A 10,037-nucleotide genomic window follows, 5' to 3' on the forward strand; every position below is an offset into this window, starting at 1 on the left:
CTGTAAAGGATATGAGTGTTATTGTTTCCGAAAAAGCCGTTGAGGGTACGGAAACAAAATCTTTGACAGGTGTTACCGACAAAGACGGAGTTATCATTCTTCCGCCGTCAAATGAGGGCGTAACGGATAAGGACGGAAAAACGGATATTTCCGAAACTATCCCCGGCAAGGATACCGATGGTGACGGCAAAGAAGATACCGAAGAATCAAAAACGGAATACAACATTACCGTTGAGGATACCAAAGGAAAAATCGAAAATGCGTATATCGAAATAAAGGACGGCAAAATCACCGTTACGCTTCCCGATACGCATACGCTCACAACTTCAAATCAGACAACCGTAACCGTGCTTGATAAGGAGAATAAAGGCGTTGCAAATGTTTCTGTAACCGTTACGGATAAAAACAAGGCAACTGCAACAAAATCTACCGATACAAATGGTAAAATTACTGTTCCCGTCAAGTCAACAGGTGGCGGCAGCTCGTCTTCCGGTGGTGGCGGTGGTCGTGGCGGCAGCAGCGGTGGCAGCTACATCAGTTCCAACATCACAAATATTACCGTAACCGACAAAAACGGAAAAAATGTATCTGTTTCAAAATCAACCGATAAGGACGGCAAAATCACGCTGACACTTCCGAATGGCGCAGAACTCACAGGCGACAATTACTATACAATTAAGGCAACCGACAATAAAGGTAATGCAAAGGCTGATGTTTCCATTATCTTAAAGGATAAAAAGAACAATTCCGCTAACGGCACAACGGATAAAAACGGTATGCTGATACTTCCGGCATCAGAGCATAAAGCATATATTTTCGGTTATGCGGACGGCACTTTCAGACCGGACAATAATATGAGCCGTGCCGAAGCTACTGCTATCTTTGCAAGGCTTATTTCCGAAAAGAAAGGCGAAAAAATCAGTGGTAAGTCAAACTTTAATGATGTATCCAAAAACGAATGGTATTCCGATTATATAGGTTATCTTTCAAAGTACGGCATCATTAAAGGTTACTCCAACAGTACATTCAGACCGGATGATAATGTTAGCCGTGCGGAATTTGTGGCTATGACGGTCAGATTTAATTCTCTGTTTAATGATGTTAAGAAAGGCAGCTACACCGTAAAATACACCGATGTTGCAACAAATTATTGGGCGTATTCCGACATTGCCTACGCTAAAAATGTTGGTTGGCTCAATGGATATGCGGACGGAACATTTAAGGGTGATAACGCTATTACCCGTGCAGAGGTAGTAACAGTCGTCAACAGAGCAACAGGCAGAAAAGCTGATGAAAGCTACATCACAAAGAATGTATCCGTACTCAACAAATTTACTGATATTCGCAACAATTCTATGTGGTATTACACAGATGTGATGGAAGCGGCAAATACGCACCTTGCAAATTCCTCAAACGATACTGAAACTTGGGTAAAATAATCCTTTGTGCAAATGGGAGAAAGCAGTCGGAAACGATTGCTTTCTCGTTGTTTCTGTGGTAATAATATTTGCAAGATAAATCGGGATTAATGAAGATGGTTTTGAGAATAGCAAAGAAGTACAGCTTTGGAAATAACCATAACTGTACTTCTTATTTTCGATGATTTACTTAATACACTACGGCATCATCTGCAGTAAACCCACCAAGAGAGTTTTCTTTTACCTGAATGCAGATATAAGTGATTTTGGAATCATTTGCTGCGAAGAATTGTCTTTTTGCCATCGGGGCAATTTTTAACCAATCGCCTGCAGAGAGCTCTATTTCTTCGCTGTCAATCACAGCTTTGCCTTTACCGGTGATAATACCGTAAATTTCTTCATTGTTCTTATGAGAATGAACGAATGGAACACTTGCGCCGGCAGGAAGCTGATTGATGCTAATCTCCGCACCTGTTAAAGAAAGTTTTTCATGAAGCTCTATTCTGCCTTCGTTTCCGATGTTTGTTTTAGTGTAGTTTTTCATGATAAATACCTCCAAAATTTTTTAGCAATTTCTCTTTGCTTGACTATAGTTTATCACCGTACACATTAAAAAACAAGTACGCACTTTTTTATAACTATATACAATTTTCGAAATGTGTGATATAATATGATTGTGAGGTGATAATATATGAAGACAAAAAGTGAATTACCTGCTTGCCCGGTGGCAACAGCTGTGGAATTAATCGGTGGTAAGTGGAAGCTACTAATCCTTCGCAATTTGAAAGCACGCCCATGGAGATTTAACGAATTGCAAAGAGATTTGGAAGGAATATCACAAAAGGTATTAACCGATAGTTTAAGGCAAATGATTGATGATGGACTTGTCTATCGTCACGATTATCATGAATGGCCTCTGCGAGTAGAGTACGGATTGACAGAACTTGGACGACAGATGCTTCCGATTCTGGACGCTCTTGCTGATTTTGGAAATTATTATAAATCAATTATTCAATAAAAATGTAATTTTGATTTACACATTAGAATAACAACTTCCGGTTTATATAACCGCTTTTAAGGCAACCTACGGGTTGTCTTTTTCTTTTGAAAAATTTGCGGATTTGTCTGGACTTTCGGAAAATGTTGTGGTATTGTTTGTGTTGCCCGAAAGGGAAAATATATAAATTGGAGGAGCAAATATGAAGTACAAAAGAATTATCAGTGCGGCAATGGCGGCAGCGTTAATCGGAACAAGCGGTGTGTTTGCGGCAGATGTTAAAGCCTCCGATAAGGCTGAAAACACAGGCATATACACCGAAATGTTCGATGATGAGAACTACACCGTCACACTTGACGCAAACGGCGGATTTATGGGGCAGGGATATGTCAACACAGCGGCAAGCGCCACATTCACAACCCGGAAAGGGCAGATTAAATTACCGTTGCCTTACAGGGATTCGGATTACGAGTTCGTGGGATGGTTCACAGAAGACGGCGAAAAGGTCAGCTCGGATAAAGTGTATCACTCAGACATGGCACTGACTGCAAAATGGCGGATAACGGGTACAAGAACACTTACATTTGCCACAGAGGACGGAAGCTACATAAGACCGGTTACGGCAGAGTACGGTTCGGTGATAAGGCTTACGGATTACATTCCAACAAGAGCAGGATATACATTCAGCGGTTGGTACACCGATCCGCAGACAAAGGAAAACAAGGTAACAAGTGTTGAGCTGACGGATGATGAAACCGTCTATGCAAAATGGACTCCGACTGTCAGGGCAGATTCCGGTTATATGCACAAAGATATCGTGTATATGACAGATGATGAAATAAGACTGAAAACAGAGACGGTGAAAAAACAGGCAGAAACACCGGAACTGCAAATGCTGAGATGGAACAGGGTTATACAACTGATAAGACAGATATATTCGGTATCGAAATAACAACAAAAGGGCGCATCGAAAGGTGCGTCCTTTAATATTTGAAGGAGGAACAATATGGGAAGCATGAGAATACCAACGCATGAGAAAGTAGAACGGCTGCGAGAACGATATCCCAAAGGTACGAGGGTAGTGTTAAACACTCCTTTTGACGATCCCTATGCAGAGCAAACCGCCGGAGACAGAGCAACGGTGGAATTGGTGGACGACTTGGGACAATTAGTGTGCCGATGGGATTGCGGAAGTTCACTTTCGTTAATTCCCGGCGAGGACGATTTCAGAAAACTGACCGAGGAAGAATTAAAAGAGGAACAGAATGAACAGACGCAGGATGACATGAATTTGAGTATGTGAGGTGAAAAAATGTCATTGAGAGATAAAGTGGTTGCGGAAATAGCAACCGTAAATTCCATAACAGGAGAATATATTTATACGGATTTGATTTTGCCTGCGACTGCAATGCAGATAGAAGACGCACTGCAAAAAGCACGGATCACAGACAGTTATGACGATATGACAGACATAAGTATCATAAACTGCCCGTATCTGCCGGAGCTTACAAACACAAGACTTGACGGAGTCAATATAAAGGAACTGAATCTGTTTGCAAAGCGGGTAACAATACTGTCGGAAAATGAGGTAATCGCATTAAACGGAATATTCCTAAATCAAAATGCACAGGGAAAATATGATGACGGGATATCGCTGAAAGACCTCATAAATCTTACATATGGCTTGCAGGCAGTTCCGGTGGCCAAAAATATATCAACAGATAAACAACTCGGAGAATTTGTAATTGACAATGACCTCAATGAAGAAATTGTAAAAATGGGTGATGGCGCGGTTGAAATACTTGACAGAGCAGCGGTCGGAAAGCAGCATCGAGAGGCTGAATGCGGCGAATTTGTTGCGGGCTGTTATGTGGCAACTGCGGTCTATCAGTTTCCGCAGGAATATACAGGAGCAACAGAGGAGCAGTTAAAGTTTGAGAATACAATTGTGTTTGCACTTGATGTTGCCGAGGCTCCGGTTAATGACAGTATGGAAAACGCTGAGTCTGCGGAAACAATATATCTGCCGATATCGAAAAGCAGGGCAAATGAAATAGCGAAGGCTCATGATGAAGTCTGTATAGAGGACTGCGTGTATTATGACTTTGAAAGTGCAATTAAAGAAATTGACGGTCAGATATTCGGTGATATGCAGGATTTTGATAAGCTTAATGATATAGCCGAAAGATATGTGTCATATTCGCAGTCGGACAGAGTAAAGTTCAAAGCTGTAATTGAGAGTGAAGAGCCTAAAAGTCTTGACGAAATAAGAGATATTGCGGAAAACCTGCATAGGTACAAACTTTCATATTATGCAGATTCGGCAGAAGCATTTGCAAAGGACTACCTTGCACACAATCTGCCGAAGGGTTTTGATATGAATTTCTTTAAGCAGACAAACCTTACTCAACTCGGAAAGGCACTTGCCGAAAGACTCGGTGCATCATTCACGGAATACGGAGTGATATCGGCAAGAGATAAGGTTCTGTATGACATAGTTCCGTGCGGTGATGAGCAAACGGAAAAGCAAACAGAGGAGATGGGAGGAATGCAGATGTGATTAACCGTGAAGAAATTGCGAAAAATGTTCAGCGGCTGTTGCAGGGATATGCCGATTCAAGCAACGACATTAAAATAACCGCAAGAACACCAAAGGAAGCCGATGTGTATATAGACGGCAAGCTGTTTAACACATATCTGACAGAGGAAAAGAGGTTCAAAAACAATATCGTCAAGCCGCAAAAGCTTGACGATATTTTCAAAATAACCGTTAATATTTCACGAGATGATTTGGCTGAAACAAAATCACAGTACGAAGGTGCGGAAATTCAGCTTCCGGCAACGGAAAATGAGATTAAAGACGCTTTCGAAAGAGCGAGAATAACCGGGGAGGAGCAGCCGTACACAATTAAAAACTGCAGACTGTACAGGCAAGACGCAGAAATTGATTTGGGCGCCGGGGCGGACTATATTGCAAAGCTTAACTACCTTGCGAAAGTTATGAGCAGATTCTCGGTATATGAACATAAACTGTTTCGTGGATACAGACAGAAAAAAAGTCTCTCGCTTACGGATATTGATGACCTTATAAATATATCATACAACCTGCATTGTTGCGAATTGGTTGACGGTGTGTGCGATGCCGAAACACTTGGCAGAATGTATGCCGATAACGGAATGCTTGAATGGCTGGAAAATGCAAATAAGGAAATATGGCGTTTCATTGATTACGAAGCAATCGGAGAAAACATTCGGGATACCGAAAAAGGAATTTTCACGGATGACGGGTATTTTACTTGCAATGAAAATGAATTTTCAAAGGTATATGACGGAGTTAAATTCCCCGAAATATTTGATGATGATAAATACATTTTCAAACTGTATATAGCGCCGAAAAAATCAGACGGCGAAAAGCCGGAAAGGTGGCTTACGCTCCCGGTTTCAAAGGAAGGTAAAGCCAACTTTTTAAGAGAACTCGGTGCAGACAGCTTTGACGACTGTGTTTTGCTTGCAGTGCAGAGCATGGAAGCCAATATCCCTATGTGCGTTAAAGATCTGTCGCAGCTCGGACTGTTAAATTCACTTGCACACAGAATGCGTGATATGGAAAAGTCGGGCGAGCTTGCTAAATTCAAAGCCGTGCTTGAAGGATTTGGGTGCGAAACTCTTGAATGTGCCACCGAATACGCAAACAGACTGCAGGACTTTATTTTGTATCCCGAAGCGTCCTCTGCAATAGAATACGCAAAGGAGATATACACCGAAACCTTTGGCAGAGTTATTCCGGAGGGCTTTGAAAAGCACTTTAATTTTGCGTCATATTCTGTTGAGCTTATGAAAACCGACAAGATCGCAGTAACCGAGTATGGTGTGATTAAGGATAAGGCGGCACAAAACGAACCGTTCTAACGGAAAGACGAGGAGGTGCGGACTGTGAATAAAGTAAACATAACGGATAAGGGCATTTTGGAGTATTACGGAAACAGAGTAGGGTTTGTAAAGAATGACACAGCTTATGTGGACGAAATGTTCAGAAAAAAAGATATCGAGGAATTTTTGGCGGGTGAAAACGGCTTGAATATCGAGTGGCGAAATGACATCTATGACAGACTTGTGCAGGGCAATGTTGAAGTTTCGGAAAGTCTGACGGTTAAAAGATGCCGTTTGTATCAGCTTAAAGCGGCGACCGATATCCGTATGCGCTTCATCGGGTATGACGAATTGAAAGACCGTGGTTTTGCCGAGCCGAACATTGACGATTACAGAGTTGTATATGACGGAAGTATGGGGACGGATAATCTGGAAGAAATATATGCAAAGTTTGACGCACAGGAAAAGCCGAAAGGCTTTGAGAAAAGCGGGATATACATATCCGATGTAATAGAGCTTTATGATGAGGAAACAAACGAGTTTTACTATGTCAACACGCAAGGTTTCCGAAGATTAAACGACTTCGCAAAGCCGAAATTTGAGGTGTGCAGACAGCAGACAAAGGAAATCGAGAATGTACCCGAAAAAGAGACGGAAAGAGCCGACAGGACGGTTTTTGAACCGAAAAAAGAACCCGAAACCATAGAGCCGACACAAGATGCCGAAGAAACATTTCAGGTCGAAACCTTCAGAATTACAATGTAGCATATATGCGTATGAGAGGAGGTGAACGCCGTGAAATTGGAGGCAAGAATATCGGCAATTATAGCCGATGAAAAGTTAAAGGCATACGCAAGCGTCTGCGTCAATGACTCCCTTTTGATTAAGGGAATCAAAATTATTGACGGAAAGCACGGGCGGTTTGTTGCGATGCCGTGCAGGAAAACAAAAAACGGAGAATTTAAGGACATAACCTTTCCGATAACCGCCGAACTGCGCAACGAAGTGGAACAGGCAGTCCTTGAAGCATACTCAAAGAAACTGGAGGAAATGTAATATGATGAAACTTATCTTGTCAAAAGAAAACTTTAAGAACAAACTGTGCGATAAAAGCGGTCAGGGGGCTTTGGACACAGCTGTGGTCGTGCTTATCAGCATAGTTTTGGGCGCACTCATCCTTGATCATCTTCTCATTACAGTTTAAGCAGTTGTATTCAATTACGCCCTCGCCGTCACAGGTTGCGTCGGTAACATTGTGTCCTTTATCCCAGCTATGACCGAGTGCATCTTTATAGTTATCCGTATATGACATATGGCAGGTTTCGCAGATATGTGTTGTGTATCCTCCGTCTGTACAAGTCGGATTCTTTACTATTTCCTTAAAATTATGCGGAGCATAAGGTGTTGTATTTGTGATATAGCTTTCGCCGCAAATATCACACGAATGCAGAATATATCCGGCATTGATACAAGTAGCGTTCACCACTGTATCGTGATAATGATGACCTGCGGTCGGTGTTGTCTTTTCGTTAAAATCGCCGCACTTTGTGCAGATTTCAAGCACCAAGCCGCCCTGTCTGCAAGTCGCCTCACGGATTGTCTGCGTCTTGTATGTATGCCCAGATGTCTGAACATAGTTTTTCTTTTCAAGACTTCCGCAAGTGTTGCACTGCCATCTCTCGTATCCCAATTCCGTGCAAGTCGGTTTCACGGTTTCGATGTATCTGTAATCATGCTCGTGAACAGGCTTCTGATTATCCGAATTGTTATTCTTGCTGTCATCAGCTAAAAGCCACACATAAGATACACCGTTCTCCGTCATATTTTCCGTGCCGTACTTATAATCAATCTCATAGTACACAGGATAGTATCCGGCTTTTGTGTAGTGCGGCGCCGATGTCATATTACACGAGCCTGCCGCTGTGCCGTAACGAATTTTCGTATGCACCTCTTTATCCGATAAATCCGAAACAGATATGGAATGTGAATCACCGTCTGCCATACCGTAATATGATGAAATTACAGCCTTTGCAGAAATATATTCCGTTGTCTTGTATCCGCAGTCTTCACATTCCTCCTGCAAGTAAAAACGGTTGTTGCCAACCTGTGCATCAATTGTACTTTCAAGATTATGTGACTCTTTTTTCTTTGATGCTTTTGCGTAGGTTCCTTTACAGAATTGACAATACTCACCCTTTTTTAATGTTGTCGTGTGCTGATGTTCGTCATACAACTCGTAAGTCGTATTATCAAAGTCGATAAAAAAGTTGTGGTCGCAGGAGTTCAAGCCGTAAACATTGTTGTTAAAGTTATATGCACCCGAACCGTCAACGGAGTTAATTGTGCCGCAAGTCTGACACACAGACTTTGTGTAATGATACCCCGTATAGCTTGCGTCCACGCCCGGAGTACCGCTGTCGGTGTTACCTTTTTTCTTGCCCTCAAGGTCATAACCGTCTGACCACTTAACACCGTGATTCATAGCCGTCTGTCCCGATTTAGTGTATTCGGGTACACGGTAGGTTAAAACGGTTGTGTCCTTATTGCATACCGGACACCACTGTGTTTCATAGGTTACGGTTGCATTCATATCAAGCTCATTTGTGCGGTTATTTGTTTTCAACCAATTATCCGCAGGATCTTCGTAATCGCTTTTCTGTGCCGCAAAGACATTCATTACAGGGAGTGTTCCCAAAATCATTACAACTGCAAGAACTGCCGATATTACTGATTTCATTTTTAAACTGTGTTTTGTTTTCATTATTTCTGATACCTCCATTTTAGTTTAAGTTTATACCACCGGTCTGTTCTTCCTCCGGTCCGGTATTTTGTAATTTTTCAAGTTTTTCTCTTGCCCAATCCGGCAAATTAAGATCGTTATATTTCTTAATAATCTTTTCCGCAAGAATATTTACTACTCCGGTATGTATTTGCGACAGATAGCCGTCTGCATACTCGCTCGTGTGAGATGTCATAAAGTCCTTTGCCCATTCTTTAACCTCCGGCGACCATCTTCCGTCGTGCTTTGACATTTTCACCGTGTTGGCAATAACGAACATCATTCGCTGCATACCAAATTCGCTTATACATTTATCAAGATACGTTCCGTCTTTATCTACAACATTATCTTTATATGCGTTTGCATAAAGTCCGGTTTGCGGATGCTGAATGAATTCCGTGCATCGTCTGTTCTCATCACGGCTTGCTCGGTATTCCTCAACATCGCCGTCATGCTCCGCTGTCCTGTATGAATAACGGTAAAATTCCACCGCCATAGCTGTTCACCTCACATATTCATTACCGGGGCTGCCTCGGTCTGTTCATTCTGATCCGCCTGCAATTCGGTATTGCTTTCGGCAGTTTTTTGTCCGTCTGAACGCTTTTGAGACTTTTTATTCCCTGCCTTTTTTGTTTCTTTCCCCTCTTCATGGTTCTGCTCCTCCTGCTGTGTTAATTTCTGTTCGTATGCTTCAAGCACCGCACTGTGGAGATTTTCTCTTCCCTCTTTTGTAATCGGGAAACAAATATCCTCATATTTGGCTCCTGCCTTACGGGAAGGCATTGACACAAACGGACCGTCATTGCCCTCAAAAATCCTCACACCTTTTACAACAAACTCGTCATTGATGGAAACCGAGGCAACTCCCTTTAAGCTTCCGGGTTTGTTAATAAGGTTCACGCTTGCTTTGTAATTCATAAATTCTACCCCTTTCTTTTATATAACTCATCATCCACTTCTTTTAACCTTTCAC

The 10,037-nt window shown here is 42.1% G+C and carries 12 protein-coding genes; 8 read left to right on the forward strand and 4 right to left on the reverse strand.

Going from position 1 to position 10,037, the window contains the following annotated elements; all coding sequences use genetic code 11:
* Positions 1-1,439: S-layer homology domain-containing protein (locus H8706_RS11220; protein ID WP_262432690.1), on the forward strand; the 1,439-nt coding region annotated here is incomplete at its 5' end.
* Positions 1,440-1,608: 169 nt separating this feature from the next.
* Here the strand turns inward: H8706_RS11220 and H8706_RS11225 are convergent.
* Positions 1,609-1,962 carry a cupin domain-containing protein gene (locus tag H8706_RS11225; protein ID WP_262432691.1) on the reverse strand — a complete coding sequence of 118 codons (354 nt, stop codon included), beginning with the start codon at positions 1,960-1,962 and terminating at the stop codon, positions 1,609-1,611.
* 147 nt (positions 1,963-2,109) lie between these two features.
* Between H8706_RS11225 and H8706_RS11230 the strand changes: the two genes are divergently transcribed.
* The 7 genes from H8706_RS11230 to H8706_RS11260 all read left to right on the forward strand — a co-directional run bounded on the left by H8706_RS11230 (position 2,110) and on the right by H8706_RS11260 (position 7,341).
* Positions 2,110-2,436, forward strand: a complete 327-nt coding sequence (locus H8706_RS11230) for a winged helix-turn-helix transcriptional regulator (RefSeq protein WP_262432692.1) — start codon at positions 2,110-2,112, stop codon at positions 2,434-2,436.
* A 181-nt stretch (positions 2,437-2,617) separates the two neighbouring features.
* Positions 2,618-3,367: an InlB B-repeat-containing protein gene (locus H8706_RS11235; RefSeq protein WP_262432693.1), complete on the forward strand. Its 750-nt coding sequence runs from the start codon at positions 2,618-2,620 to the stop codon at positions 3,365-3,367.
* Positions 3,368-3,430: 63 nt separating this feature from the next.
* On the forward strand, positions 3,431-3,718 hold the full coding sequence (locus H8706_RS11240) for a DUF4314 domain-containing protein (RefSeq protein WP_262432700.1): 288 nt from the start codon (positions 3,431-3,433) through the stop codon (positions 3,716-3,718).
* A 9-nt stretch (positions 3,719-3,727) separates the two neighbouring features.
* The gene (locus H8706_RS11245) at positions 3,728-4,975 is read left to right on the forward strand and encodes a hypothetical protein (RefSeq protein WP_262432694.1); all 1,248 of its coding nucleotides are present in this window, start codon (positions 3,728-3,730) and stop codon (positions 4,973-4,975) included.
* Positions 4,972-6,324 (forward strand): antirestriction protein ArdA, encoded by a 1,353-nt coding sequence (locus H8706_RS11250; RefSeq protein ID WP_262432695.1) that lies wholly within the window; start codon positions 4,972-4,974, stop codon positions 6,322-6,324. Before H8706_RS11245 ends, H8706_RS11250 begins: the two co-directional genes overlap by 4 nt.
* 24 nt (positions 6,325-6,348) lie before the next feature.
* Positions 6,349-7,050, forward strand: coding sequence for a YodL domain-containing protein (locus tag H8706_RS11255; protein ID WP_262432696.1), 702 nt, complete (start codon positions 6,349-6,351; stop codon positions 7,048-7,050).
* Between the two features lie 30 nt (positions 7,051-7,080).
* Positions 7,081-7,341 carry a SpoVG family protein gene (locus H8706_RS11260; RefSeq protein WP_262432697.1) on the forward strand — a complete coding sequence of 87 codons (261 nt, stop codon included), beginning with the start codon at positions 7,081-7,083 and terminating at the stop codon, positions 7,339-7,341.
* Between the two features lie 19 nt (positions 7,342-7,360).
* Here the strand turns inward: H8706_RS11260 and H8706_RS12455 are convergent, their stop codons facing one another.
* The 3 genes from H8706_RS12455 to H8706_RS11275 are packed head-to-tail and all read right to left on the reverse strand — an operon-like array spanning position 7,361 to position 9,982.
* The gene (locus H8706_RS12455; RefSeq protein WP_394354568.1) at positions 7,361-9,046 is read right to left on the reverse strand and encodes a hypothetical protein; all 1,686 of its coding nucleotides are present in this window, start codon (positions 9,044-9,046) and stop codon (positions 7,361-7,363) included.
* Between the two features lie 19 nt (positions 9,047-9,065).
* Complete coding sequence (locus H8706_RS11270; RefSeq protein ID WP_262432698.1) at positions 9,066-9,560, reverse strand: DUF3849 domain-containing protein; 495 nt, start codon at positions 9,558-9,560, stop codon at positions 9,066-9,068.
* Positions 9,561-9,571: 11 nt separating this feature from the next.
* On the reverse strand, positions 9,572-9,982 hold the full coding sequence (locus H8706_RS11275) for a SpoVG family protein (protein ID WP_262432699.1): 411 nt from the start codon (positions 9,980-9,982) through the stop codon (positions 9,572-9,574).
* Positions 9,983-10,037: the final 55 nt, after the last annotated feature.

This window comes from Qingrenia yutianensis, from assembly GCF_014385105.1.
In the GTDB taxonomy this organism is placed as follows: Bacteria; Bacillota; Clostridia; order UMGS1810; family UMGS1810; genus Qingrenia; species Qingrenia yutianensis.